Annotated in this window: 22 protein-coding genes and 2 riboswitches; of the genes, 7 read left to right on the top strand and 15 right to left on the bottom strand. The window is 66.1% G+C overall.

Features of this window, described 5'->3' with window-relative positions; all coding sequences use genetic code 11:
- Window positions 1–14 precede the first annotated feature (14 nt).
- The 9 genes from ACSQ3S_RS21220 to ACSQ3S_RS21180 form a co-directional block, all read right to left on the bottom strand.
- Window positions 15–926, bottom strand: coding sequence for a MaoC/PaaZ C-terminal domain-containing protein (locus ACSQ3S_RS21220; protein WP_436143661.1), 912 nt, complete (start codon window positions 924–926; stop codon window positions 15–17).
- Window positions 923–2,257 carry a serine hydrolase domain-containing protein gene (locus tag ACSQ3S_RS21215; protein WP_436143660.1) on the bottom strand — a complete coding sequence of 445 codons (1,335 nt, stop codon included), beginning with the start codon at window positions 2,255–2,257 and terminating at the stop codon, window positions 923–925. The genes ACSQ3S_RS21220 and ACSQ3S_RS21215 overlap by 4 nt, the downstream gene beginning before the upstream one ends.
- Window positions 2,258–2,328: 71 nt before the next feature.
- On the bottom strand, window positions 2,329–4,734 hold the full coding sequence (locus ACSQ3S_RS21210) for a TonB-dependent receptor (RefSeq protein ID WP_436143659.1): 2,406 nt from the start codon (window positions 4,732–4,734) through the stop codon (window positions 2,329–2,331).
- Window positions 4,731–5,951: a sterol desaturase family protein gene (locus ACSQ3S_RS21205; RefSeq protein WP_436143658.1), complete on the bottom strand. Its 1,221-nt coding sequence runs from the start codon at window positions 5,949–5,951 to the stop codon at window positions 4,731–4,733. Before ACSQ3S_RS21205 ends, ACSQ3S_RS21210 begins: the two co-directional genes overlap by 4 nt.
- Window positions 5,952–6,069: 118 nt before the next feature.
- On the bottom strand, window positions 6,070–6,594 hold the full coding sequence (gene rrtA / locus ACSQ3S_RS21200; protein ID WP_436143657.1) for a rhombosortase: 525 nt from the start codon (window positions 6,592–6,594) through the stop codon (window positions 6,070–6,072).
- A complete protein-coding gene (gene rhlP / locus ACSQ3S_RS21195; protein WP_436143656.1) occupies window positions 6,572–7,402 on the bottom strand; it encodes a rhombotarget lipoprotein in 831 nt (276 codons plus the stop codon). Before rhlP ends, rrtA begins: the two co-directional genes overlap by 23 nt.
- 113 nt (window positions 7,403–7,515) lie before the next feature.
- Window positions 7,516–9,681 (bottom strand): TonB-dependent receptor, encoded by a 2,166-nt coding sequence (locus ACSQ3S_RS21190; RefSeq protein ID WP_353404610.1) that lies wholly within the window; start codon window positions 9,679–9,681, stop codon window positions 7,516–7,518.
- Window positions 9,682–9,811: 130 nt separating this feature from the next.
- Window positions 9,812–10,132, bottom strand: a complete 321-nt coding sequence (locus ACSQ3S_RS21185; RefSeq protein ID WP_436143655.1) for a hypothetical protein — start codon at window positions 10,130–10,132, stop codon at window positions 9,812–9,814.
- A gap of 53 nt (window positions 10,133–10,185) precedes the next feature.
- The gene (locus tag ACSQ3S_RS21180; protein WP_176651479.1) at window positions 10,186–10,800 is read right to left on the bottom strand and encodes a response regulator transcription factor; all 615 of its coding nucleotides are present in this window, start codon (window positions 10,798–10,800) and stop codon (window positions 10,186–10,188) included.
- A gap of 164 nt (window positions 10,801–10,964) precedes the next feature.
- Between ACSQ3S_RS21180 and ACSQ3S_RS21175 the strand changes: the two genes are divergently transcribed.
- Complete coding sequence (locus ACSQ3S_RS21175; RefSeq protein ID WP_176651478.1) at window positions 10,965–11,621, top strand: response regulator; 657 nt, start codon at window positions 10,965–10,967, stop codon at window positions 11,619–11,621.
- Here ACSQ3S_RS21175 and ACSQ3S_RS21170 read toward each other — a convergent pair.
- Window positions 11,618–14,644 (bottom strand): sensor histidine kinase, encoded by a 3,027-nt coding sequence (locus tag ACSQ3S_RS21170; RefSeq protein ID WP_436143654.1) that lies wholly within the window; start codon window positions 14,642–14,644, stop codon window positions 11,618–11,620. The genes ACSQ3S_RS21175 and ACSQ3S_RS21170 overlap by 4 nt on opposite strands.
- Window positions 14,645–14,819: 175 nt before the next feature.
- On the opposite strand from ACSQ3S_RS21170, the gene ACSQ3S_RS21165 reads away from it, so the two are divergent.
- The 4 genes from ACSQ3S_RS21165 to ACSQ3S_RS21150 are packed head-to-tail and all read left to right on the top strand — an operon-like array spanning window position 14,820 to window position 18,113.
- Window positions 14,820–15,086: a XapX domain-containing protein gene (locus tag ACSQ3S_RS21165; protein ID WP_176651476.1), complete on the top strand. Its 267-nt coding sequence runs from the start codon at window positions 14,820–14,822 to the stop codon at window positions 15,084–15,086.
- A complete protein-coding gene (locus tag ACSQ3S_RS21160; protein ID WP_176651475.1) occupies window positions 15,086–16,999 on the top strand; it encodes an amidohydrolase in 1,914 nt (637 codons plus the stop codon). Before ACSQ3S_RS21165 ends, ACSQ3S_RS21160 begins: the two co-directional genes overlap by 1 nt.
- Window positions 17,000–17,059: 60 nt before the next feature.
- Complete coding sequence (locus ACSQ3S_RS21155; protein ID WP_176651474.1) at window positions 17,060–17,470, top strand: DoxX family protein; 411 nt, start codon at window positions 17,060–17,062, stop codon at window positions 17,468–17,470.
- Entirely contained in the window at window positions 17,457–18,113 is a 657-nt protein-coding gene (locus ACSQ3S_RS21150; protein WP_353404604.1) for a YoaK family protein, read from the top strand. Before ACSQ3S_RS21155 ends, ACSQ3S_RS21150 begins: the two co-directional genes overlap by 14 nt.
- On the opposite strand, the gene ACSQ3S_RS21145 is transcribed toward ACSQ3S_RS21150, so the two are convergent.
- Window positions 18,110–18,742 carry a response regulator gene (locus ACSQ3S_RS21145; protein ID WP_176651472.1) on the bottom strand — a complete coding sequence of 211 codons (633 nt, stop codon included), beginning with the start codon at window positions 18,740–18,742 and terminating at the stop codon, window positions 18,110–18,112. The genes ACSQ3S_RS21150 and ACSQ3S_RS21145 overlap by 4 nt on opposite strands.
- 47 nt (window positions 18,743–18,789) lie before the next feature.
- Window positions 18,790–19,734, bottom strand: coding sequence for an MBL fold metallo-hydrolase (locus tag ACSQ3S_RS21140; RefSeq protein WP_353404603.1), 945 nt, complete (start codon window positions 19,732–19,734; stop codon window positions 18,790–18,792).
- 109 nt (window positions 19,735–19,843) lie between these two features.
- Between ACSQ3S_RS21140 and ACSQ3S_RS21135 the strand changes: the two genes are divergently transcribed.
- A complete protein-coding gene (locus tag ACSQ3S_RS21135) occupies window positions 19,844–20,815 on the top strand; it encodes a LysR family transcriptional regulator (RefSeq protein WP_436143653.1) in 972 nt (323 codons plus the stop codon).
- 21 nt (window positions 20,816–20,836) lie between these two features.
- Here ACSQ3S_RS21135 and ACSQ3S_RS21130 read toward each other — a convergent pair whose 3' ends face one another.
- The 3 genes from ACSQ3S_RS21130 to ACSQ3S_RS21120 form a co-directional block, all read right to left on the bottom strand.
- A complete protein-coding gene (locus ACSQ3S_RS21130; RefSeq protein ID WP_436143652.1) occupies window positions 20,837–21,772 on the bottom strand; it encodes a tetratricopeptide repeat protein in 936 nt (311 codons plus the stop codon).
- A 41-nt stretch (window positions 21,773–21,813) separates the two neighbouring features.
- A complete protein-coding gene (locus tag ACSQ3S_RS21125; protein WP_436143651.1) occupies window positions 21,814–23,085 on the bottom strand; it encodes a D-amino acid dehydrogenase in 1,272 nt (423 codons plus the stop codon).
- A 54-nt stretch (window positions 23,086–23,139) separates the two neighbouring features.
- Window positions 23,140–23,242: riboswitch (glycine riboswitch) on the bottom strand.
- A gap of 7 nt (window positions 23,243–23,249) precedes the next feature.
- Window positions 23,250–23,347: riboswitch (glycine riboswitch) on the bottom strand.
- A 477-nt stretch (window positions 23,348–23,824) separates the two neighbouring features.
- Window positions 23,825–24,040 carry a DUF6434 domain-containing protein gene (locus ACSQ3S_RS21120; protein WP_176651467.1) on the bottom strand — a complete coding sequence of 72 codons (216 nt, stop codon included), beginning with the start codon at window positions 24,038–24,040 and terminating at the stop codon, window positions 23,825–23,827.
- Window positions 24,041–24,107: 67 nt separating this feature from the next.
- On the opposite strand from ACSQ3S_RS21120, the gene ACSQ3S_RS21115 reads away from it, so the two are divergent.
- Window positions 24,108–24,788: a GNAT family N-acetyltransferase gene (locus tag ACSQ3S_RS21115; RefSeq protein ID WP_436143650.1), complete on the top strand. Its 681-nt coding sequence runs from the start codon at window positions 24,108–24,110 to the stop codon at window positions 24,786–24,788.
- Window positions 24,789–24,815: the final 27 nt, after the last annotated feature.

The following is a 24,815-nucleotide window of genomic DNA, read 5'->3' as shown; positions in this document are numbered from 1 at the left end:
CAACGCCGCGGTGCCTAGCGCAGACGGCCCGCCAGATGCACGACGGTGCCGCCATCGCCATCGCCGGCCAGCCGCAGCGCGCGCCAGCCGTCGGCGTCCGCCTCGCTCGCCAGCTGCACCGACAACGGCGGGCAGGGCAGCGGCACCGGCCGCAGGAAGCGCACGTCGAGCTCGCGGAAGCCGCCGCTCCCCAGCGCTTCAATACTGCGCGCCAGGCTGCCGAAGCCTTGCAGCACCTTGCCGCCAAAGACAGAGCGCCGCGCCAGCGGACCGCACCAGTGGATGGGATTGAAATCGCCGGTCAGCAGCGCGAAGCGCAGGCCGTCGCTGACGTCGGTCCGCCACTGGCCGGCGGTATGCCAGGCCGGATCGGGCGGGCGCGGCGCCGCGGTTTTCGGCGGACGCTTGCCGGGCAACAGAAAACTCATATGCAGGCGCGTCTCGACCAGCCTGGCCTGGCCGGGGACGCCGGTGAAGATGGCGACTACCACGCGCACGCGCCCGGCCGCCGGTTCCATGGATTCGATGGAGGCGCTCAAGGTCAGCGCCGTATCGCAGGGCAGCGGGCCATGGACGGTCATCGATACGCCCTGGTTGATCACACCGGTCAACCGGTAGGGCAGCTGCATCAGCAGCTCGCCGACCAGCGGCAGGCTCCATTGCGACACCATATGCGGCGGCAGCTCGCCTTCGTAGCGGCCGGCGGCGCCGCACCAGCGGATGTACTGTTCGACCAGCCGTGCAGGCGGCGCCGCGATGGTGCGCCGGATCGTCATGCCGACCGGCGCTTGCGCCGACGCCGCGCTCGCGCGCGGCGTCAGTATGCTGCGGCCGGCGGCCTGCAGCAGGATGCGGGCGCTGGTCTTCAGCATCGGGCCCTGGTGCCGCAGCAGGCCGTAAGGGACGCCTGTCGATATCACCGTCATTCAAGCGCCTTGATCACCGCCGCCAGCAAGGCCTGCGGCGCATATTGCAGGCGGGACGGCGTCAATCCAAGGCGCACCACCACCAGTTCCTTCGACGGCACGACGGCGATGCTCTGTCCATCATGTCCTTCGAGCCAGTACGTATCGGCGGGAAGCTTGAACGGCAGGTCCGGGTCCTGGCCTTCCGGCGTCGGCCCGGACGGGCCCCAGCGCCACAGCTGCCCTTGCCCATATTGTCCGCCCGATGCGGGCGCCACCTGCCGCATACCTTCGACGAAACCTTCCGGCAGCAGGCGCTTGCCCTGCCAGACGCCGTCCTGCAGCAGGAACTGGCCGAAGCGCGCCCAGTCCTGCGTGCTCGCGTACATATAGCTGGAGCCCACCAGATTGCCGCGCGCGTCGGCTTCCATCACAGCGCTGCTCATGCCCAGCGGCTCGAACAAACGTTCGCGCGGCAGCGACAGCACGGCGGCCGACGTGGCTTCGTGGCCTGGCCCTGCGGCCGCGCGCTGCCAGATGCGCGACAACAGCAGCGTGGTGCCGCTGGAATAATTGAAGGTGCTGCCGGGGGGCTGGACCAGCGGCTGGCTGGCGGCATAGGCCGCCATGTCCGGCTCCAGGTACAGCATGCGCGTGACGTCGGAAACGTCGCCATAGCCTTCGTTGTATTGCAGGCCGCTGCTCATCGACATCAGCTGCGCCAGCGTGATCGCCGCGCGCGGATCGGCGGCGTCGGACCAGAAGCCGCTTTGTTGCGGCTTGAGTTTGTCGTCGGCGAGCTGGATGCCGACCAGCGCCGCGCTGACGGTCTTGGTCATCGACCAGCCCAGCAGCGGCGTGGCGGCGGTAAATCCGACGCCGTAGCGCTGCGCGATCAGGCGCCCTTTGTAGATCACCGCCAGGCCGCGCATGCCGGGGCCGGCCAGCGCAGCCTGGTCCAGCAAGGCTTGCACGGCGGGCGCAGTCTCCGGCTGCGAGCCGGTTGGCCAGGCGACGTTGGGCGAGGGCGCCCAGATCTTCAGCGGCGAGAACTGGTACTGCGCCGCCTGGACGACGTCGCCGTCCGGCACCACGGCGCAGCCGGTGCCGGGACGGTACACCGCCAACCCTTTGCCGATAAATCCCAGCAAGTCGGCGTGCACCAGCTTGCGCTCCCGGTCGACGCTGATCTCGAGCAGCTTCAGGATCGGATGGCCGGGCGCCTGCACATCGTCGGCCAGCACGGCCTGGGCGTCGCGGCCGGCCAGGAACACATTCGAGCACACCATCTTGGCGCCATAGCTGGCGCCGACCCGCAACAGCTCGGGCGGACGCACCCACAGTGTCAGCACACCCCCTGCGATCAGCGCCAGGGCGCTTGTCCCGGCGATTTTAAGTTTTCGGCCCACGCTATTCTTTACCCTCACATGCTGGCCCGGAATTCTACCGCGACCTGGCGCGGCGGCGTGAGGCACGCGTACGGCGCGCCATATTGCTCGGTCTGGCCGCCCAGCGTCTGGATGTAGCGTTTGTCGAGCACGTTATTGACCAGCAGCGCCACGCCATAGCGTCCGCTCTCGCTGTCCCACGCCAGCCGCGCATCGAACTTGGTGGTGGCTACGCCGGTCTGCAGCTTGGCGGTGCTCAGGCAGCTCAATTTGGCGGTGTCGCTATTGCAGCGGGTCGCGCTCGAATGCGTGCCCTGGAAATTGAGGCTGCCGCGGCCGCCCGCCGCTTCCCAGTTCAGGTTCACGCCGGCCATCGCCGTCAGGCGCGGCGTGCCGACCGGCTGGCCGCCCAGGTCCAGGCTGACGTTGCCGGCGGCGTCCAGCCGCTGGTAGCGGGTGTAGGTCTGGTCGATGTACTCCATGCCGCCGAACACGGTCACGCGCGGCGTGATGCGCATGCGGCCGTCGAGATCGAGGCCCTGCGCCTTCTGGTCGCTGCTGACGACGTTATAGGTCGGCAGCGAGCCGACGCTGTACAGCTGGACGTCCTGCAGGTTCTTGAACTTGTAGGCGAACAGCGACGCGTTGACGGTGGCCTTCAGCGCCGGCAGCGACATCTTCACGCCGGCTTCGAAGTTGGTCATCTTCTCCGGCTCGAAGCTCGGGTCGCGGCCGATGGCGGTGGCCGAGGCGGGATTCGGCGGCGTGAAGATATTGAAGCCGCCAGCCTGGTAGCCGCGCGCGATGGAGGTGAACAGCAGCGTGTCCTTGTCCAGCTTATGGTCCAGCACCAGGCGCGGGCTGAAGTCGGTCCAGTCCTTGCTGCGCGTGACCGGCGACGACGCCAGCTGCGCCGCCGTGCCGAAGATGACGTTGGACGGGAACGAAGCCGCGTTCAGCCCGGCCAGCGGGCCGAAGCTGTTGAGGAAGTTATCCAGCTGCGGCGACACGCGGCCCGGCACGTACCAGGTCATCTGCTTCTTGTCCTGCGTGTAGCGCAGGCCGGCGGTCAGGTTGGTGGCCGCCGTCAAATGCCAGATGGTGTCGCCGTAGATCGAGGCGGACTTGGTCTTGACGTCGCTGTAGTGGGTCTCGTCCCAGCTGAACGTGGTGCTGGGGCTGACGCCGGGCAGGCCTGCCGCGGCCAGGCCGCCGAACAGCGTGGCGAAGTTGGGATCGCCGCCGCCGAACTGGCTCAGCGTGTCCAGCGTGCCGGTGCTGACGTAGGCGCCGGCATCCTGATGCTCGTTGTTGTGATAGAAGCTCAGGCCCGCGATCCAGTCCAGCTTATCGGTCTTGCCCGACAGTTTGAACTCCTGCTGGAAGCTGTGCGCCCGCTTGGCGTCCAGCGTCGTCAGTTGCAGGTCCTGCCGCGCGCCGCCGTCGTTGTCGGTCAGGTTGTGGGTGGCGAAGCGGCGATAGGCGCTGGTCGAGCTGAAGGTCATGCCGGCCAGTGGCGCTTCGACGCGCAGCGTGGCGCCGTCGAACTTGCGGCCTTCGCTGCCTTGCTGGTCGTTGGCCAGCGGCGCATCGAAAGGATTGACGAAGTTGGCGGTGTAGGCGGCGTTGTAAACACCGGTGTAGCCGCCCAGTGGCAGCGACGGATCCTTGATCACGCCGAACGCGGGACGGCCGTACTGCTCCATGTTCTCGTGCTCCCATGAGAACACCAGTTTTGCGTCGCCGCCGAAGTCCTTGCGCAGTGACAGGCGGGTGGCCCAGTCCTTGTCACCGCCGGACTTCTTGCCGGTGGCGGTGTTGTCTGCCCAGCCTTCGCTGCCGGAGCGCACCGCGACCAGGCGCGCGGCCAGCGTGTCGGAGATCGGCAGATTCATCATCACGTCGGCGTTGGCGCGGCCGAACTTGCCCAGCTTGAGGTGGCCCGCCGCATCCAGATCCTTGCCCGGCTCATTGGTGGTGATGGCGATGGCGCCGGCCGCGCTGTTGCGGCCGAACAGCGTGCCTTGCGGCCCCTTCACCACCTCGATGCGCTGGATGTCGATGAAGTTCATCAGCGCGCCGCCGGTCTTGCCGGTGTAGACGCTGTCGACGTAGATGCCGACCGGCGAATCGGTGGCGATGCCGAAATCGGCGGCGTTCACGCCGCGTATGCCGAAGCCGGGCTGGGTCGGTTCGATGGCGTCGACCACCAGGCCGGGCACGTAGCCGTTCAGGTCCGCCAGGTCCTTGGCGCCGATGTTGTCGATGTCCTTGGCGGTCAGCACCTGCATGGTCATCGGCACGTCCTGCACGAACTGCTTGCGCGACTGCGCGGTGACGACCACCGACTGGATTTCATCCGCAGCCCAAACCGGCGGCACCGGCACGAAGAACGTGGCCGCCAGGCTGGCGGGGATGATAGTACGCACAGGTTTAATCATGTCGTCTCCATTCGTATGTTTTTTGTATTCAGATCCAACCAGACCACTGCAACCAGCATGACAATCAATATGCTCGCCCTGAGGGCCAGCGGTGCGTCGAAACCGAACCATTGCGGCAGCAGCGCGAAGGCCATTCCCATCGCCAGCGCGCGCGCCTGCTCCAGGCGCAAGGCGAACCGGCGTCCTTCCAGCAGCGCGCCGAGGCTCAGTGTGGCGCCGACGATGACGGCCGCATACAGCGCCAGCTGCGGCATGGCCAGCGACGGGCCGACGGCGATCAGGTGCGACACGCAGGGCACCAGCAGCGCGAACTGCAGCATCGCATAGATGCCAGCGCCCGGCGGCGTGGCGGGACGGTAGGTCTCGAATTGGCTGCCGTCGAAATGGCCCAGCGGCTCGCCGGTCCAGCCGCCGGGCGGTCCGAACCACACATGCAGCCTGGCGCGCCAGCCGCGCACGCTGCGCGTCGCTTGCCACAGATCGGCGTAGTAGTGCAGGTTGGCCCAGACGGGATTGAGGCTGCGCAGCGGCGTGCGCACGCCGTAGACGATGCGTTCGTCCTCGCGCTCGTCGGCGTAGGTGCCGAACAAGCGGTCGAACAGGATCAGGATGCCGCCGTAGTTGCGGTCGATGCAGTAGTCGTTCTGGCCGTGGTGCACGCGGTGGTTGGACGGCGTGACGAACACGCGGTCCAGCCAGCCGAGGCGGCCGACCAATTCGGTATGCACCCAGTACTGGTACAGCAGGTCGATCATGGCGACGCCGGCGAACACCAGCGGCGGCACGCCGGCCAGCGCCATCGGCAGGTAGAAGATCCAGCCGAGCAGCCAGCCGCTCGAGGTCTGCCGCAGCGCGGTCGACAGGTTGTAGTACTCGGACGAGTGGTGCACCACGTGCGCGGCCCACAGCACGCCGACCTCGTGGCCCATGCGGTGCAGCCAGTAGTAGCAGAAATCGTAGGCCAACAGGGCGCCCAGCCACACCCACACGCTGTTGGCGGGCAGCGACGCGAGGCGCCAGCGGTCATGGACGGCGGTATAGATCCCGAGCAGCGCCAGCTTGACGAACAGGCCGACGACCTGGCTCGCCATGCCCAGATGCAGGCTGGTGAGGGCGTCGGCCGTGTCGTAGGCGGCGACGCCGCGGCGATGCGCCAGCCATGCCTCCAGCAGGATCGTCAGCATGAAAACGGGGATGGCGAATACGATGGGATTCACGTCGGGCCTGGATCGTTTAGGTCGAAACGATTATGCCTACAACCATGAAATATATACAAGAAAATCGTGGTAGCACTGACGATTTTGAAACACTATCGGGTCAGAATGGCATTGATAGTTAATCCAGTTTTAGCTCGGATGCCCTGGCCTTGGCCACCGCGATGACGCCGGCCACGCAGCCCAGCAAGTGCGCTTGCCATGCGATGGCGACGTCCGGCGGCAGGTCGGACCAGCCCCGGGTCCAGCCTACGGCTTCGGCGACGACCTTGGCCGGCAGCGCGACGGCCATCAGCATCAGCACCGCGCGTGCGCGGCCGTCGGCATCGCGCCACAGCGACAGGCCGGCCATCACCGTCAGCATCACGGCGATGCCGGATGCGCCGCGGTAGTAGTGCAGTTCCGGCGCCGCCAGCAGCAGTCCGAGGGCGATGCACGGCGCGCCGAACGCCAGCGCCTTGCCGACCGTGCGCAGGCCCAGGCGCTGCGCGGCGATCAGGCCGGCGATGGCGACCACCGCGCCGTCGAGCAGCAGGTGCTGCAGTGTGTAGTGGACCAGGTGGCAGGTCCAAAGCCGCCAGATGTCGCCCGCCAGCAGCGCCTGGCGGTCGAACTCCAGCAGCTCAGACGCGCCGGCGAAGTCCATGCGCGATCCAAGCCAGCATTGCGGCCAGCGCAAGGCTCAGCCGGCCGAGGGCGCCGCCGCCCTTGTAGCCTTCCTTGTTCTCGACCTTGTAGGCGGCGTCGTTCTTGATGCGGTCGCGGAAGCGATCGAGTTCGGCCTGCAGGTTGGGGACCAGCTGGTCGACGGCGGCGTTGTAGCCCTCGATCTGCGCGGCGCGCGCTTTCTCGCTGAAGCCGACCATGCTGGCGCCGCCCTTGACCCGGCTGGTGCCCGGCGCGCGGAACAGCAGCTTGCGGCTCTGGACGTCGAATACGGAGGCGTCCAGCATGGTCTGCACGTCGTACTGTTCGCCGTGGATCACGTAGGCGCCGATGATGGTCCAGTACAGCAGCGACAGCGCGTTGCTGTCGCTGAACTGCACCTGGTCGTAGGAGAGCAGGGCCACCACCTCCACATCGAACATGCGGGCCACCTGTTCCAGGTTGGTGAAGCCGCCCTTGGCGCGCATGTACTGGGTCGGGATGATCTCGATCTTGCCGATGTAGGGATGCGCGGCGAACGAATCGCGCACGCGCTCCAGCAGCTTCATGCGCGCCGCTTCCGACAAGCCGTTGCCCCAGCCTGCGCCGGGCACGAAAGCGATGCCGACACGTACCGGAGGCCGCAGCCTCGTGACGGTCGGCGTCATGGTGGGCGCATCCCTGGCGTCGGGATACAAATAATCGACGATACTGCCGTTCTGCTTGACGCTGCGGCCGGGGCTCATGAAGGCGCAGCTGGACAGCAGGGCCGCCGCCAGCAGGATGGTCAGGACATTCAGGATACGCATGTGGATTCTCCGGTGTTTGCGGATTATGCGACCCTGAATCTCCTGTGTGAAAGCGCTGCCGCCCGGGTATCGGAAGATGCTACGGGCGGTATCGCGGCGCTGGACTTCGCGGCTTAGAAACTGGTCGAGATTCCAGCGTAAAGCGTGCGGCGAGCACCGTATTGCGGCGCGCCCACGCCTACGCCGGAACCGTCGCGCAGCAGGTAGGATTTGTCGAAGACGTTGACCAGCGCCAGGCGGCCTTCGATATTCCCCACGGCGGTATTCTTCCAGTTGTGCGTCAGGGACAGGTTGACGGTGGTGTAGTGCGGCAGGGTGCCGGAGTTCGGCGCGCCGCCGTCCGGCGTCAGGCGCAGGCCGCTGCCGTACAGGAAATCGCCGCTCAGCTGCGTGTCGCCCAGATGGTAGTGGGCGCCGCCGGACACCGTGTAGGTCTGGTCGTGGTCGACGTAGATGTAGTGGTTGGCGATGTAGGCCAGTTCATCCGGCGCAAACAGCGACTGGCCGGAGATGATGTTCTGGCCCTTGGCCTGCTGTGTGGTCAGGTTGAGGAAGCCGCCCCAGTTGCTGCGGTTGTACACGGCCGACAGTTCCAATCCCTTGGCGTAGCCGCGGTCGTAGTTGAACGGCGACAGTATCAGCGCCTGGCCGAACTGGCCTTCGTCCAGCATGTTGCGGATCTTTTTATAGTAGGCATCCGCCGTCACGGTCAGCTGTTCGTTGAACTGGTGGCTCACGCCGACGTCGTAGTAATTGGTGCGCTCGGCCTTGACGTTGTCCGATACCGCCACTTCCGGCGCGTTGGTGGTGTTGGCGTATTTGTCGATGCTCGATTGCGCGGCCAGTTCCTGCGGTGGTGGCGTGAAGTAGCGCGAATAGCCGGCGTGCAGCGCCGTCCCCTTGGCCACCTGGTAAGCCAGGTTGACGCGCGGGCTCCATTGCTGTTCGTCGACGAAGGCCGAGACCTTGTCGAAGCGCACGCCGTAGTTCAGCGTCAGCGGCGCGGCGATATGCCATTCGTCCTGCAGGTAGAAGCTCGACAGCTTGCCGGTCTTGCTGCTGTTGTCGATGATGGTGCGCGGATCGGTGCTGGCCTGCGCGCCGCTGCCGTCGGTGTCGAACACGGCCACCGAGTTGTCGCTGTGGGTGTTCTGGCGCGAGTAGGCCAGGCCGGCGCGCACGGTGTGGCTGTCGTTGAGCTTATAGCTGGTGTCGAACTGCAGGCCGCTCGATGAGTTGGAACGCAGCGTGTCCGAGGCGACGCCGTTGTAGACCAGGTCTCCCACCGGATCCGGCGTGTAGTGCAGTTCCGAATACTGGTGGAAGGCCGAGACCTGGTAATTCAGGTCGCCCACGCTTTTTTGCAGCGACAGCACGAGGAAGCGGTTCACTTCGCGCTGGCGCTCGTCCAGTTGCGACGAGGCCAGCTTGCTGGTGCCGGCGTCGGCGTCGCTCTGGCCGGTCAGCGAGAAGCCCGGCGCCTGGTCCGGATTGTTCGGAATCTGGAAGCGGCCGTTGTAGGTGCCGAACATCAGGCCCAGGCGGGTCTGGTCGTCGAGGAACCAGGACAGCGCGCCGAAGGATTTGCTTTGCTTGGTGCGGTCGTGCAGCGCGCTGCGGGTCGGCAACGGGTTCTCGATGCCGAGCGCGTTCGACACGTAGCTGCCGGACAGGTAGTAGTTGAACGAGCCTTGCGTGCCGAAGAATTCCGCGCTTGGCTCGACATAGTCATGGCTGCCCACCAGCACGCCGATGCGGCCGCCCGGCTTGGTCGTGCCTTCCTTGGTCTGGATGTCGACGATGCCGGACGTGCGCAGGCCGTACTGCGCCGGCAGCGCGCCGGTGACGAAGTCGATCTGCTGGACGAAGCGGGTGTCGATCGACTGGCCGAAGCCGGTGATACTTTCCGGCAGCTGCACGCCGTTCACGCGGTACTGCACGTTGGCGTGGTCGTCGCGCACGTGGATCGAGCCGGAGCCCTTGGAGTCCTGGCTCACGCCCGGCAGGCGCAGCAGCACTTCGTTGAACGGCGTGCTGTCGCCCTGGCCCAGCTGGTCGATCATGTGGCGGTCGATCGAATACACCGTGGTGCCGATGTTGGGCGACAGGTCGATGCGGGCGTTCTTCAAATGAGCGGCGGTGACTTCCACTTGCTGCATCGGGCTGCCGTCGGCGGTGGCTGCGGCGGCTGCGGTTGCGTCGTCGGCGACCGCGTGGTGGGCGTAGAAGGCGCCGGCGATCAGCAGCGGCAGGGTGCGGAGTTGTGGAGTGCGTTGCATGGTAAATCCTTGAAATGTTCGGGACGTGACGAGCCGCCGGCCGGTACGATCGTGTCGTACAGGCGCGCGAAAACACCACGTAAAAAGCGTTTTAAAAAAACGTTACGAGAGAAATCGAATCAGCAGGGAATCAGGCAATGCCGGGCGGCGCGTGGGAGGGCGGAGTAAGGAAGTCGGTCCGGAGAGCGCGGACGGAGCGCTGCAGGACGGGAACGGGCACGCTGACCAGCTGCGCCACCGGAGCCACCACCAGCGCCGGCGGCGTGCCGCCGGTAGGCAAGTGGGCGATCACGCAGGCTGCGCAATCGTTCTGGCTGTCGGTATAGGCGTGCTTGTGCGAACTCGCCCCGAACAGTTGCAGCGCCAGGAACACCAGCACGAACAACATCAGGACGCGCTGGATGCGCGTCTTGTGACGTTGGGTGCCTACGGAGAGTGTATGTGCGTGCATAACCCTGATTTTACAGGGCTTCTGCACAATTCGCCAACGACTATTGTTTTGAACTAGGCCATATGCTGGCTGGCGGCGCCGTCGCCGACCAAGCCGCGCCGCGTGGCCAGCACCACCGCGTGGGTACGCGCCGTCGCGCCAAGCTTGTCGAACAGGCCTTTGACGTGGGTCTTGACGGTGCCGACGCCGATGCCCAGTTCGCGCGCGATCGACTTGTTGCACTGGCCTTGCGCCAGCAGCTGCAGCACGTCGGTTTCGCGGTTGGTCAGGCCGATGCGGGTGAAGCTGTCGGCCACGCAGCGGCTCAGGTCCGCGCTCAGGTAGCGCATGCCGCGGCTCAGCGTGCGCACCGCCGCCAGCAACTGGTCGGCCGGGCAGCTTTGCAGCAGGTAGCCGTGCACCCCCGCCATCATCGCGGTGCGCACTTCCCATTCGCGTTCGAGCTGGGTGACGATCAGCACGCGGGCGCGGTGCTCCTGGTGCGGCGCGTCGGCGCAGCGGCGCATGTGTTCCAGCGCGCCCTTGTGGTCGAGTATGAGGACGTCGGCCTGCGCGATGTCGTGCACCACCTGCATGTCGGCGTTGTCGCCCAACAGCGCGGCCAGGCCGGCGCTGACGATGGCGTCGCAGTGAGCGATCTGCACGCGTGTCCTGGTATCGAATTGCATCTGGTTCCTCCCGAAGATTGGCTATGCTGTACAGAAGATTAATCTTTTCCGCCGCCTTTGCCACGCCCCGATACGGGGGCTGTCCACTACCTAGATGGGGGTATGGCAGAAAGCATGCGTTTGTGTCATGCTGGCGCCTCCGAGCAAGATTTTTTGAGAGCGCCATGAACACGGCCCAAACCACGCCGATCACTGTACTGAGCGTTGACGATCATCCAATGTTCCGCGAGGGCATCGCCAGCGTCATCGCCGACGAAGACGACATGCGCCTGGTGGCCGAGGCCACCAATGGCCGCCAGGCCATCGACTGCTATCGCCAGCTGCTGCCCGATGTGACCTTGATGGACATCCAGATGCCGGACATGAATGGTATCGATGCCACTATCGCCATCCGCAAGGAATTTCCCAATGCCCGCATCGTGGTGCTGACCACCTACGAGGGCGACGTGCTGGCCCAGCGCGCGATCGCCGCCGGTGCCGCCGGTTATCTGTTGAAAAGCATGCTGCGCAAGGAGTTGCTGGCGACGGTGCGCTGCGTGCATGAAGGCCGCCGCAGCATCCCGGCGGTGGTGGCCAGCGGCATCGCCGAGCATTGGCACGAGAGCTCCCTGAGCAAGCGGGAAACCGAGGTGCTGCAGCTGGTGGCCGGAGGCCAGAGCAACAAGCGCATCGGCATGCACCTGTCGATTTCGGAAGAGACGGTCAAGGTGCACATGAAGAGCATCCTGGCCAAGCTGAACGCTAGCGACCGCACCCACGCGGTGACGATGGCGATCGAACGCGGCATCATCGATTTGCACGCCTGCGGCCTGGGATTTTAAGCGGCGTCCTTCGACAGCCACTCCTGCACGCGGCGCAGTGCGCCGGGGCGGCGCTTGTGGCTGTAGACCCGGGCCGCCGGCGCCTTCAGCCGCACCGCCGTACCCATGCCGGGCTGGCTCCACAACTCCAGCTCCGCGCCGATCTGGGCGGCGCGTTCGCGCATGCCGGTCAGGCCCCAGTGGCCGGGACGCGCGCCTGTCCGCAGCACCTGCGGGTCCATGCCGCCACCGTTGTCGCGCACCTGCAGCGTCAATTCGTCGTCGCCGTATCCCAGTTCCAGTTCGATGCGTTCCGCGTTGGCGTGGCGGAAGGCGTTGAGCAGCGCTTCGCGGCCGATGCCGTACAAATGCTCGCCGGCCGCCTCGTGCAGCCTGGCCGGCTGGCCGGTGACGATCAGCGCGAAGCCGGCCGCGTGCTCCTCGCGCAGCGATTGTCCCAGCTCGCCGAACATGCGCTGCAAGTCGGTCGCGTACCGGTGCAGGCTGCGCAGGCCGCTGACCTGGTTGCGGCCCTCGATCAGCACCTGGTCGGCCTGGTTGAGGATTTTTTCCGCCAGCGGGCGCGCCTCGCCGTCCGACGGCAGGCGCTTGAGCAGCGTCTGGAAGCGCAGCATCAGGCCTTGCACGCTTTGCAGGAAGGTGTCGTGCAGCGCGCGGGCGATGCGTTCGCGCTCGTCGGCGCGGGCTTCGATGCGCTGCTGCAGCTGGCGCGTGACCTGGCGCACGCGCAGCCGGTACAGCAGCGACAGCACCACCACCAGCACCAGCGCGCACAGCGCCTTGAACCACGCGGTCTGCGCGAACGTCGGCGGGATCGTGAAATCGAGGCCGGCCTCGCGCTCGTTCCAGACACCGTCCTCGTTGGCGGCCATCACGCGGAAGCGGTAGCTGCCCGCTTCCAGGTTGGTGTAGAAGGCCTGGCGGCGGGTGCCGGGGTCCTGCCAGTCGAGATCGACGCCGTCGAGCCGGTAGCGGAAGCGCACCCGCTCGGGAATGCTCAGGCTCAGCGCCGTGAAGTCGATGCGCAGGCTGTTGGCGGACTTCGGCAGCACCAGTCCGGGCAGCGGCGCGTAATGCCGGTCGCCGACGGCCACGCCCAGCACCATCACCGGCGGCGGCACGCGGTTGCGGGCGATGTGGGACGGATCGATCCAGCTGATCTGGTTGGCGGTGGCCAGCCACAGCAGGCCGTCGTCCGACTGCACCATCGACGGCATCGGCCGCAGCTGCGAGGCGGCGCCGGTCAGGCCGTCGTGGGCGTCGAAGCGTTCGAAGTCGACTTCGTAGTCCGGCTGCTGCTTGAAGCGCGCCAGTTCGGCCGGATCGATGCGGCTCAAGCCGTCGGCGCCGAACAGCCACAGTTCGCCGCCGGACGTGCGCGCGATGCCGGACACGCCGCGGAACGGCTCGCCCTTGCGCCCGCGCAGCATGGTGAAGCGCTTGCCGTCGAACCAGGCCACGCCGCGTTCGCCGCCGGCCCACAACTGGCCGTCGTGCTGGTGCAGACTGAGCACAGGGCCGGTTTCCAGGCCCTGGTCGCCGTTGAACAGCGTCACGCGCTGGCCGTCGATGCGGGCGATCTGGCTGCGGATGTAGCCGGCCCAGACCATGCCGTCGGCGCTGCTGGCCAGCGCGTGCGGGAAGCGCCCGGGCAGGCCGGGGAGCGCGCCGTTGCCGGTCCACACGCCGTTCTTCAGCAGGTACAGGCCGGCGCGCACCACCGACACCCACAGGCCGCCGTCGCGCGCACGCGCCATGGCCTGCACTTCGTAGCCTTGCGCCTCCGGCGGCAGCGGGTAGCGCGCAGCCGGCTGGCCATTTCCGCCCATGCGCCAGACCTCGTTCTGGTTGCCGGCCCAGAGCACGCCGTCGGGATCGCGGTAGAGCGCGGAGACGGCCTGTTTCAATGGCAGGCCGCGCTGGCCGTCGGAAGCCAGCGCGCGCAGCGGGCCGACGCGTTCGCCGGCCCAGACGCCGCCACCAGGGCCGGGAGCGATGGCCGGGTGGTCGAAATCGGCGGACAGCGGCAGCGACTGCAAGCGGTTGCGGCGGAAGCGGTCGACGCCGGCCGCCGTGCCTATCCAGACGTTGCCTTCGCGGTCCTGCAGAAAGCTTTGCGGCAGGCCGCCGCTCAGGCCGCGCTCCGGCGTCAGCACCTGGCCGGGCTCGTTCAGGTGGCCGGCTGCGCGCCGTTCCACGCCGCCGGTGCGGAACAGCCACATGCCGCCATCGCGGTCGAAATGCAGGTTGTTGGCCAGCAGCGCAGGGTGGGCCGCCGGCTTGCCGGACACCGCCTCGGGCGCCATCTTGTAATAACTGTCGACCGTGTCGCCGGCCCACACGGAGCCGTCCGGCGCCTCGACCAGGTTGGCCAGGTCGCCGCGCGGCCAGGCCGGCCGGAACGATGCGTCGGCGCCGGCGCGGCTGTAGACGCCGCCCTGCATCGCCACCCACTGCCGGCCACTGCGGTCGAACAGGATCTGGCGCGCGCGGCGCGACGGCAGTCCGGCGGGGGCGCCGATGGCGTCGAAGCGGCGGGCGCCGGCGGCGAGGCGCGCCAGCCCGTCGCGCGTGGCGGCCCAGATGCTGCCGTCCGGCGCGCGCGCGATGTGGCTGACGGTGCCGCCGGGCAGGCCCTGGCTTTCGGTGTAGTGCTGGACCTGGCCTTGATGGAAATAACTGACGCCGCCGCCCATGCGGTAGCCGACCCACAGTCCGCCTTCGGGCGGCGCATACAGCGCCATGACGTTGGAGGAGAGCAGGGAATGGCCTTCGACGCTGTCCATGCGCTCGTAGCGCTTGCCGTCAAAGCGGAACAGGCCGGTGGAGGCGGCCAGCCACAGCCAGCCGTCGGCGCCTTGCGCCAGCGCGAGCACGTCGATCGGGCCGTTTTCTATCGCACCCCATGCGGTATGGGTGTACTGTTCCAGCAGGCGTGGCCGGGCCGTGGGCTCGGCTTGCGCCTGGGCCGACCACAGCGCGAGGCTGCACAGCACAGAACACAGCAATGAGGGGGCGGACATGGGGAAGCTCCGGGTAAGCTACAGATTAAGTAACAGTGGCTTGCCGGCAGTTTAACACTTTATGGTAACGCTTCCATCGGTATTTTTACTGAGGTTTTGCTGAAATACCCCTGCAATAAGAGAGGGGCGCCGGCGGTGGCTGGAAGGTACTCTTATGCTTTAAAGGAGTCGAACCATGAAACTGTATATTGTGTCGTTGGCGGTGGGGTTGTTGGTCGGATTGATCTACGGGTTTTTGAATGTCCGTTCGCCGGCGCCGCCGGTGATCGCGCTGGTCGGCCTGCTGGGCATCCTGGTGGGCGAGCAGCTGCCGCCGCTGTTGCGCCAGTTGTGGCGGCCGGAGGCGGCCAAGGTGTCGTGGCTGGAAGACCAGGTCAAGCCGCATTGCTTCGGTCAGCTGCCGGCCGCGCAAAAGTCCGATGAAACCAAGGGGAATGCATAATGGAAAGTCCTGACCTGATCCTGCACCGGGGGCTGTTCACCACGCTCGACCGCGGCAACCCGCACGCCGAGGCGGTGGCCATCAAGGACGGCCGCTTCACCCACGTGGGGCGCGCCAACGAGATCATGGCGCTGGCCGGTCCGGCCACCAGGGTCATCGACCTGCAAGGCAAGCGCGTGCTGCCCGGCCTGATCGACAACCACTGCCACATCATACGCGGCGGGCTGAACTTCAACCTGGAGCTGCGCTGGGACGGCGTGCGCAGCCTGGCCGACGCGATGGCCATGCTGAAGGCGCAAGTGGCGATCACGCCGGCGCCGCAGTGGGTGCGCGTGGTGGGCGGCTTCACCGAACACCAGTTCGCCGAAAAACGCCTGCCGACCATCGCCGAGCTGAACGCCGTGGCGCCGGATACGCCGGTGTTCATCCTGCACCTGTACGACCGCGCGCTGTTGAACGGCGCCGCGCTGCGCGCCGTGGGCTACACCAAGGACACGCCGGAACCGCACGGCGGCGAGATCCTGCGCGACGGCGCCGGCAATCCGACCGGCCTGCTGCTGGCCAAGCCCAACGCCGCCATCCTGTACCAGACCTTGGCCAAGGGACCCAAGCTGCCGCTGGAATACCAGCTCAACTCGACCCGCCACTTCATGCGCGAACTGAACCGCCTCGGCGTGACCGGCGCCATCGACGCCGGCGGCGGTTTCCAGAATTATCCCGAGGACTACCAGGTGATCCAGCAGCTGTCGGATGCCGGGCAGTTGACGATACGCCTGGCCTACAACCTGTTCACGCAAAAGCCGCAGCAGGAGAAGGAAGACTTCCTGAACTGGACCCAGGCCGTCAAGTACCAGCAGGGTGACGACTACTTCCGCCACAACGGCGCCGGTGAAATGCTGACCTTCTCGGCGGCCGACTTCGAGGATTTCCGCCAGCCGCGCCCGGACATGGCGGGCAATATGGAGGACGACCTGGACGGCGTGATCCGCGTGCTGGCGCAGAACCGCTGGCCGTGGCGCATGCATGCGACCTACGACGAGACCATCAGCCGCGCGCTGGACGTGTTCGAGCGCGTCAACCAGGAGATCCCGCTGACGGGCCTGAACTGGTTCTTCGACCACGCCGAGACGATCTCCGACCAGTCGATCGACCGCATCGCGGCGCTGGGCGGCGGCGTCGCCGTGCAGCACCGCATGGCCTACCAGGGCGAGTACTTCGTCGAGCGCTATGGCCACGGCGCGGCCGAGGCCACGCCGCCGGTCAAGAAGATACTGGAGGCCGGCGTCAAGGTCTCGGCCGGCACCGACGCCACGCGGGTGGCTTCGTACAATCCCTGGGTGTCGCTGTCGTGGCTGATCACCGGCAAGACGGTCGGCGGCATGCAGCTGTACCCGCGCGCCAATTGCCTGGACCGCGAAACGGCGCTGCGCATGTGGACCGAGAACACCACCTGGTTCTCGAACGAGGTCGGCAAGAAGGGCCGCATCGAAGCGGGCCAGCTGGCCGACCTGATCGTGCCGGACAAGGATTTTTATGCCTGTGCCGAAAGCGAGATCGCCGACATGTCGTCGCGCCTGACCATCGTCGGCGGCAAGATCGTCTACGCGGCCGGCGAGTTCGCCGGCTACGACCAGGCGCCGCCGCCGGCGATGCCGGACTGGTCGCCGGTGCGGCGCTTCGGCGGCTATGCCGGCTGGGGCGAGCAGATCGGCAACAACCGCGCGGCGTTGAAGGAGCTGGAGCAGCGCAAGCAGCAGCAACAGCAATTGCGGCAGCAGCAGGCCGCCTGCGGCTGCGCGCACCAGTGCAACGTCCACGGCCACCAGCATGCCACGGCCTGGACCAGCAAGCTGCCGATCGCCGACCTGAAGGGCTTCTGGGGCGCGCTGGGTTGCGCCTGCTGGGCCGTTTAACCACCACTACCGTCATTCCCGCCTGCGCGGGAACGACGTGCTAACACGGAGCTATACCTGATGAACCTGAAGAATCGCCTATCCTCACCCTGGATACGCTGGATCTGCCTGCTGCTGTTGTGCTCGGCCTACCTGCAGGGCGGCATCAACAAGCTGACCGACTTCGGCGCCGCCGTGGGCGAGATGCAGCACTTCGGCCTGTCGCCGGCCGGGCCGATGGCCGCGCTGGTGATCGCCGGCGAGCTGGCCGCCTCGGCGATGATACTGACCGGCTTTTACCGCTGGCTGGGCGCCGGCTTCCTCGGCGCCTTCACACTGATGGCGACCTTCGTCGCCAATCGTTTCTGGGAAATGGCGGGCATGGAGCGCTTCATGGCCGCCAACAGCTTCTTCGAGCATCTCGGCCTGACCGGCGCCTTCCTGCTGGTGGCCTGGCTCGACCTGCAGAAAGGCGCAGATGGAACGCGGTGACTCCAGACAAAGCGCCGCGCTGGGCTTCCTGGCCGGCTACGTCGACACGCTGGGCTTCATTGGCCTGTTCGGCCTGTTCACGGCCCACGTGACGGGCAACTTCGTGCTGATCGGCCGCGCCATGGCGACGCCGTCGCACGATGTGCTGATCAAGCTGCTGGTGTTCCCGGTGTTCATCCTGTTCGTCGCGTTCGGGCGGCTGATGATATTGCACTGGGAGCGTTCCGGCGCCCGCCAGTTGCGCAACAGCTTCCTGCTGCAGCTGGCGCTGATGGCGGCCACCGTCGTCTGCGCGTGGCGGGCGTCGCCGATGCTGGACGCGGCCGCGCCGTTGACGCTGCTGACCGGCATGCTGTGCGCGGGCGCGATGGCGGTGCAAAACACCTACGGCAAGCTGTTGCTGGGGAAGGTGGCGGCCACCACGGTGATGACTGGTAACGTGACGCAGCTGGTCATCGACCTGGTCGACACGCTGCGCGGCGACGCCGAGGCGCGGGCGCGCCTGAAGAAGCTGGTCTGGCCGGTGCTGGCGTTTTGCGTCGGCTGCATCAGCGGCGCGCTGGCCTATATCGCGGTCGGCTTCAACGGCCTGCTGCTGCCGTGCGCTATCCTGCTATGGCTGGCCAGCACCGCCAGCGATTAAATCGTAATGATGCCGCGCTTGAGGGCGATGGTGACGGCGTGCGTGCGGTCGTTGGCGGCCAGCTTGGCCAGCACGTTCTTCATGTGCGCCTTCACCGTTTCTTCCGAAATCAACAACTGCTCGGCGATGCGGCGGTTGGAGTGGCCGGTGGCGACATGATTCAACACTTCGGTCTCGCGCGCGCTCAGCGGACCCTGACCCATGTGCTGCGCCAGCTCCATCGCGATCTCCGGCGGAATGCGGCGCTGGCCCTGGTGCACGCCGCGTATGGTGTCCAGTAATTCCTTGCGCAGCGTGCTTTTCAATAAAAATCCTGCGGCGCCGCCTTGCACGGCGCGCAGGATCTGCGCGTCCGCCTTGTAGGTGGTCAGCATGACGACGCGCGCGTTCGCGTGCTCGCGGCGGATTTCCTGCAGCGCCTCGACGCCGCACATCTCCGGCATGGCGATATCCATGATGGTGACGTCGGGCCGCAGGGCCGCGTAGCGCTCGACCGCGTCGCGACCGTTGCCGGCCTCGCCAGCCACGCGCATGTCGGCCTGGCTGGAGATGGCTTCGACCAAACCCATGCGCAGCAAGGGATGGTCGTCTACAACAAGGACGTTGATGGGAGATGAAATGGTGCTCATCCCCGCATTATGACGGTATTCGCTGACACTTGCCTGACTGGTGGACTCTAGCGCAGCTGGCTGTAATTCACCGGCACCCACTGGAACGACGCCTGGCCGGCGCCGCGCACATGGCCCAGCCCCGGGAACGGCAGGTGGGTGGCGCCGATCAGCGTGCCGTCCTTGGCCGCGGCCTGGAAGGTTTGCTTGCGGGCGAGGGCGGCGGTCTTCTGGTCGCTGTCGAAGCCGATCGTCACTTCCGGATGGTCGAATTGCACGGCGCCCACGTGTATCAGGTCGCCGACCAGCAGCAGCTTCTTGCCCTTGCTCTCAACCAGGTAGTTGACGTGGCCCGGCGTGTGGCCGTAGCTGGTGACGACGCGGATGCCGGGTGTGACTTCGGCGGCGCCGCTGAACGGTTGCAGGTGCTTGGTGGCGACGTACGGCGTCAGCGAGGCGATCGCGCCCTGGAAGAAGCCCTTGCTGTCGGCGGACGCCTTGTCCAGGTTGACCTGGCTCAGCCAGAAGTCGGTGTCGTGCTTGTCGGCGTGGACGACGGCGTTGGGGAAGGCCGCCTTGCCGTTGGCGGCGAGGCCGCCGACATGGTCCGGATGCAGGTGGGTCAGCAGTACTTCATCGACCTGCTCGGGTTGATAGCCTGAAGCTTTCAGGTTGGCCAGCAGCTTGCCCAGCGTCGGGCCGAACAGGCCGCCGGCGCCGGTGTCGATCAGCACCAGCTTGCCGCCGGTGTTGACCAGGTAGGCGGTGACGGAGGTCTCGGTCGGGCTGCCGATGTAGGCGTTCTTCAGCGCCAGATCGGTCTTGGCGGCCGGCTGCTGCAACAGCTGGTTCATCGGCAGGTCGACGGTGCCGTCGCTGATGGCGGTCACTTCAAAGTCGCCCAGCATGATGCGGAAAAAGCCCGGGGCATTGGTGCCGGCCATCGGCGCGGCGGCCATGGCTGGGGCTGTGGCGACGAAGGCGAGGGCGGCTGCGATTGTGCTCAGTTTCATGATTCTTTTCCTTAAGAAGTTTTGATGGAATGAAGTATGCAGCTTTGCAAAAAATGGCACAATATGGATTAATGCAAAATGTCTTTGCAATATCCGCAAAAGGAAAGTCATGATCGATACCCTGCGCTGCCTGGTTGCCGTGGTGGATAGCGGCAGCCTGTCGCGCGCCGCCGTCGAGCTGGGAATGGCGGTGTCCTCGGTTTCGCGCAAGCTCGACGCGCTGGAGGCCGAACTGGGATCGCGCCTGCTGTTGCGCGGCTCCCGCCAGGTGATACTGACCGATGCCGGCAACCGCTTCCTGCCGCGCGCCCGCAACATCCTTGCAGAACTGGCCGACGGCAAGGCCGCCGTGCAGGAGATGGACAGCGAGCCGCGCGGCCTGCTGACGGTGACCGCGCCCGCCGCCTTCGGGCGGCTGCATGTAGCGGGAGCGGTGGCGCAGTTTCTGCAGCGCTATCCGAAGATGGAAGTGGAGCTTCACGTCAGCGACGATATCGTCGATCTCGGCGCGCAGCGTGTCGACGTGGCGGTCAGGGTGGGCGTGCTGCCGGACAGCAGCCTGGTGGCGACGCGGCTGGTGACGCAGCACCGCGTGGTCAGCGCCAGTCCGGCCTATCTGGAGCGGCACGGCTGGCCGCAGTCTCCGGTCGATCTGCTGAAGCACCAGTGTCTCAGTGTCATGGGGCGCACCATGCCGAGCGGCTGGTGGCGGTTCGAGGGCGTCAACCAGGGGCAGCCGCTGGCGGTCAAGGGCAATTTGCGTTGCGACGATACGGATTCGCTGCTGCACGCGGCCATCGCCGGCGGCGGCATCGTGCATCTGGCGAACTGGCTGGTCAGCGACGCGATCGTGGCCGGCCAGCTGGTGCCGGTGTTTCCGATGATCCGGCTGGCGCCAGGCGGCGAACGCCAGCGGCGCGATCCGAGCGAATCGGCGGTGCACGCCGTGCACCTGCCGGGCCGCTCCAACCAGGCCAAGGCACAGCTGTTCGTACGTTATTTACGGGAGTATTTCGGCGATCCGCCGTATTGGGATGTTGCGATGAAGGCTGCCGGGGCGGGCGAGCGCCGCGCCCCGTGAGGACTGCCTAATCTCAGTGAATTAATCCCAGTCGCCGCCGCCACCGCCGCCGCCACCGCCGCCGCTGTCGCCGCCACTGCTGCCGCCGCCATCGTCCCAGCCACCGCTGGTGCCGAAGTCGTTGCCGCCCATGTCGTCGCGGCGCAGCAGTTCATCACGCGACGGATCGTCGTAGACGATGTCGTTACGCGGCTGGTCGTGGTTGCCCGACGAGCCGTGGTCGCCGGTGAACTGGCGCGCAATCGCTTCGCCGGCCACGATACCCGCGCCAACCGCGGCGCCGGTCGCCAGGCCGCCCATGATGCGCGAACCCATGCCGCTGCCTTGCGGCTGGCCATAGCCGGGGCCATAACCCTGCTGCGGATAGCCGCCCTGCGGTGGGTAGCCGCCGGGTGCGTAGCCAGGCGCCTGGCCGCTTGGATCAAAGCCGGCAGGACCGTTGGCTTGCTCGTTACGGCGCGACATGAAGCGCGTCGCCAGCCAGATGAAGCCCAGCAGGCCGCCGCCGAGGATCAGGATGGTGCCCCATGGCATGCCGCTGCTTGGGCTGTTGTTATAGCCGCCGCTGCTGTAGCCGGCGTTGCTGTTGCGCGGCTGCTGCTGGCTGTAATTGGCCTTGGGCTTCTGGCCGTCCGCCAGCAGCGCGCGCAACTTCGCCACCGCGCTTGGATTCACTTTCGGCAGGCCGGGTGCCAGGCGTTCAGCCGTCGCCAGCTCACCTTGCGCGGCGGCGAACTGGCCTTGCTTGGCCAGCAGCTCCGCTTCGACAAAGTGCGCCGTGGCGCTGTTTGGATGCGCTTTGAGGACCTGGCCCATCAATGCCTGCGCTTCGGTGTATTTGCCCGCTTCGGCCGCTACATAGACCTCGTGGATCGTAGGCTCGGCCGCAAACACCGGCGTCGCCAGCGCCAGGGCGCTCGCCAGCAGGGTCATACGTGCGATAGATTTTGCCGTCATGTCAGATCTCCTTGTAGGGACAGGCTCAAGATGATGGCAGTTTACGCCATTTTCAAGGCTTGCGCGGTGCGCTGGCCCACGTTGGAGCAGGGAGCGCCCAGGGCGGACAGTACCGTTTCGGCAATAATGTCCGCCGTGGCGGCCGACAAGGTCCAGCCCAGGTGGCCGTGGCCGGTGTTGTAGAACACTGTCGGCGCCTTGCCGCGGCCCACGCGCGGCATCAGGTCCGGCGTCATCGGGCGCAGGCCGGCCCACGGCGTCACGTTGCGGGTGCTGACGCCGGGGAAGCATTGCTGCACCCAGTTCAGCAATGGCGCGATGCGGTCGGCGCGGATGTCGCGGTTGAAACCGTTGAATTCGGCCGAACCGGCCACGCGGAAGCGGTCTTCGCCCAGGCGGCTGCAGACCAGCTTGGTGGCGTCGTCGAGCAGGCTGACGTTGGGCGCGGCCGCCTGGCTGGCGGCATCGTCCAGGTGCACGGTGATCGAATAGCCCTTGACCGGATAGACGTTGACGTGATCGCCCAGCATGGACGCCATTGCGCGGCTGGCGGTGCCGGCGCAGACCACCACCGCGTCGTAGCGGCTGGTGTCGTCGCCGCCTTCCTGCTCGACGGTGACAGTGGCGCCGGTGGCGTCGGCATGCATGGCGGTCACGCGCTGGCCGAAGCGCAGCTCGACGCCGAGGCGCTGCGCGGCCTGGGCCAGGCCGGTGGTGAACTTGTGGATGTCGCCGGAGCTGTCGCTTTCGGTGTAGTGGCCGCCGTAGTACTGGCCGGCCAGCGTCGGCTCGATGGCGCGCATCTCCTCGGGGGTGACGGCGCGGCGCGGCAGGCCGCCCAGTGCCAGCAGCTTCGATACTTCAGCCGCGCGCTCGAAGCCTTCGCGGTTGCGGTAGATGTGCAGGATGCCTTCGCGCTTGAGGTCGAAGTCTATGCCTTCCTCGTCGGCCCAGCTGAACAGATGCTGGCGCGCGGCCACGGCCAGTTTGGCGGTGGCGATGGTGTTGTCGCGGTAGTGCGGGATGGCGGCGATGAATTCGGCAAACCACGACAGCTTGTGCCAGCTGGGCTTGGGATTGACCAGCAGCGGCGCGTCGTTCTTCAGCATCCACTTCAAGCCTTTGACGATGGTGCCGCTGTGGTTCCAGACCTCGGCGTTGGAGGCGGACAGCTGGCCGCCGTTGGCGAACGAGGTTTCCATCGCCGCGTAGCGATGGCGTTCCAGCAGCGTGACCTTGAAGCCGCGCTTGGCGAGTGCGTAAGCGGTGGTGACGCCGGTGATGCCGCCGCCGATGATAGCTATGGTTTTCATGAGGGTAAAGCTCCAGCACGTCAAGGGGAATGGTCGATGCGCGACATGCGCAGGGACACCCCCTCTGTTCTGGACCTGAGAGATTCACAACGACCGTGGGTAGCGACGCTGCTTGCTCCTTCGGTGCGCCGGGTGACGTCTGTCCGGCTGCTCTTCAGAGTTTGAATGCGGTATCGGTCCTTTTGCCTGAGAGTTTCCGGGGCGGTTGCTCCTTCGGCGCTGTGCGGGTGGGTTCCTGGACAGGCTCTCCCGATACTGCGTTGGCTCGTGGCCATTTTGCAAAGGGGTAGCTTACAACAAAAGCAGGAGGCGTCAAACGATTATTTTTTGGCTGTCGTAGCAGGCGGGACTGTCAATACCGCTCAATGGGGGTTTCCGCCCGCCGTGCAATTGCAGCTCGCAATTGTCACGGGGAGCCCGTTTTCCAGCTGTTTGAGCCTTTCACCTCACCTGTGAATGTGTCAAGGACCCAAACGATTCCAGGTGGAGTCGATGTACGAAATTGATACCGTCCACATTGAGCGTGATAGACGAGAGCTGCACCGATGATCGCTGCCGCCGCGAGGATGCAATACCCCGTAAATCTGTCGCTATTCAATTGGTACTCCTTTGAGAACGGTTGATTTGATACTTTAAATTGATGAATTTAAGTTAATGTTGCCCGCAAACGGTTGCAGCAGCCCTCTATTTCTCATCGGCGGGAATCTCGGTCTTAGACCTTGCACGCAAGTGGCCGAACTCAGCCGCGTTCAACGCGGCGTCGCGTCCATTCGTCCGCCACGTCGCCCATGTTCTTCGCCAAACCATTGCGCACCCACGCCATCAGTTCGCGGTCGAATTTGAAATCGGGACCGCACTGACCGGAGAGAAAGCGCCGGACGTTTTGCGTGTTCCTGTAGCCAGAATCGATTTCGGTCGTTCGCGAAATCACTCCGCCATGCCAATCGAATTTCATCTTCACTTCCTTTGAGGACTTTGGATTTATCATATGCCCAAGAATAACATTCCATCAATGCTGAAAAATGCACGTATTGTCACTGCCTGAACTTCTCGCCGGCTGGCTCGGCGCGCGATCGCTGGCGCACGGTCTGCCGCTGCCGGTGCCTGACCATGGCGGGCTGCGTGTCGATAGCGGCCTGCCACATGAAAACCGGCGTTACGTCTTTGCCGGCCCGGAGCAAGGAATACGCGAGCTGGGCCAGTCGATTACAACGCCATACACCCTGATCAAGATGTGCGGCACCGGCCAGCAATTGCTGGCGCTTGTGCCGCCCAGGTGGCAGCTCCAGCCCTCCGCTTACCTGATGATGCAGGACAGCGTCCGCGAAGAGGTACCGCCGCTGCCTGCCGGATATCGGATCGATGTGGAGGAGAACTATCCAATTGCGACGGTGCGTATTTTTGCGGAGGACGGCGCGCTTGCCGCCGTCGGTCATGTGGCTGAATACGCCGGCGTCTTCATTTTCGACCGCATCTTCACCGCCGCCGCGCACCGGCGGCGGGGCCTGGGCAGGGTGCTGATGGCGGCGCTGGGGGCGATACAGCAATCAGGCGCGGCGCAACGGGTACTGGTGGCCACGGAGGAGGGCCGGGCGCTCTATTCGGCGCTCGGCTGGTACGTGCGTTCGCCTTACTCTACGGTGGCGATTCCGCCACCTCCGCTCCCATTAATCCTGACAAGGAAATTTGAAGCGTTTATTTGACGCAGTCGACATCGGCCTCCTTGGCGT

The sequence above is a fragment of the Duganella sp. LjRoot269 genome (assembly GCF_964254095.1).
In the GTDB taxonomy this organism is placed as follows: domain Bacteria; phylum Pseudomonadota; class Gammaproteobacteria; order Burkholderiales; family Burkholderiaceae_D; genus Rugamonas; species Rugamonas hordei.
Note: the sequence above shows the minus strand (reverse complement) of the source record. Positions and strands in the feature narration are given on the sequence as shown.

Coding starts and splice junctions, on each gene's coding strand:
- rhlP (WP_436143656.1), bottom strand. CDS start 7,402: ATGCGTATCCTGAATGTCCTGACCATCCTGCTGGCGGCGGCCCTGCTG.
- ACSQ3S_RS21150 (WP_353404604.1), top strand. CDS start 17,457: ATGGAACGCGGTGACTCCAGACAAAGCGCCGCGCTGGGCTTCCTGGCC.
- ACSQ3S_RS21115 (WP_436143650.1), top strand. CDS start 24,108: ATGCACGTATTGTCACTGCCTGAACTTCTCGCCGGCTGGCTCGGCGCG.
- ACSQ3S_RS21120 (WP_176651467.1), bottom strand. CDS start 24,040: ATGAAATTCGATTGGCATGGCGGAGTGATTTCGCGAACGACCGAAATC.
- ACSQ3S_RS21140 (WP_353404603.1), bottom strand. CDS start 19,734: ATGAAACTGAGCACAATCGCAGCCGCCCTCGCCTTCGTCGCCACAGCC.
- ACSQ3S_RS21125 (WP_436143651.1), bottom strand. CDS start 23,085: ATGAAAACCATAGCTATCATCGGCGGCGGCATCACCGGCGTCACCACC.
- ACSQ3S_RS21170 (WP_436143654.1), bottom strand. CDS start 14,644: ATGTCCGCCCCCTCATTGCTGTGTTCTGTGCTGTGCAGCCTCGCGCTG.
- ACSQ3S_RS21130 (WP_436143652.1), bottom strand. CDS start 21,772: ATGACGGCAAAATCTATCGCACGTATGACCCTGCTGGCGAGCGCCCTG.
- ACSQ3S_RS21190 (WP_353404610.1), bottom strand. CDS start 9,681: ATGCAACGCACTCCACAACTCCGCACCCTGCCGCTGCTGATCGCCGGC.
- ACSQ3S_RS21160 (WP_176651475.1), top strand. CDS start 15,086: ATGGAAAGTCCTGACCTGATCCTGCACCGGGGGCTGTTCACCACGCTC.
- ACSQ3S_RS21185 (WP_436143655.1), bottom strand. CDS start 10,132: ATGCACGCACATACACTCTCCGTAGGCACCCAACGTCACAAGACGCGC.
- ACSQ3S_RS21210 (WP_436143659.1), bottom strand. CDS start 4,734: ATGATTAAACCTGTGCGTACTATCATCCCCGCCAGCCTGGCGGCCACG.
- ACSQ3S_RS21145 (WP_176651472.1), bottom strand. CDS start 18,742: ATGAGCACCATTTCATCTCCCATCAACGTCCTTGTTGTAGACGACCAT.
- rrtA (WP_436143657.1), bottom strand. CDS start 6,594: ATGGACTTCGCCGGCGCGTCTGAGCTGCTGGAGTTCGACCGCCAGGCG.
- ACSQ3S_RS21165 (WP_176651476.1), top strand. CDS start 14,820: ATGAAACTGTATATTGTGTCGTTGGCGGTGGGGTTGTTGGTCGGATTG.
- ACSQ3S_RS21180 (WP_176651479.1), bottom strand. CDS start 10,800: ATGCAATTCGATACCAGGACACGCGTGCAGATCGCTCACTGCGACGCC.
- ACSQ3S_RS21220 (WP_436143661.1), bottom strand. CDS start 926: ATGACGGTGATATCGACAGGCGTCCCTTACGGCCTGCTGCGGCACCAG.
- ACSQ3S_RS21175 (WP_176651478.1), top strand. CDS start 10,965: ATGAACACGGCCCAAACCACGCCGATCACTGTACTGAGCGTTGACGAT.
- ACSQ3S_RS21155 (WP_176651474.1), top strand. CDS start 17,060: ATGAACCTGAAGAATCGCCTATCCTCACCCTGGATACGCTGGATCTGC.
- ACSQ3S_RS21135 (WP_436143653.1), top strand. CDS start 19,844: ATGATCGATACCCTGCGCTGCCTGGTTGCCGTGGTGGATAGCGGCAGC.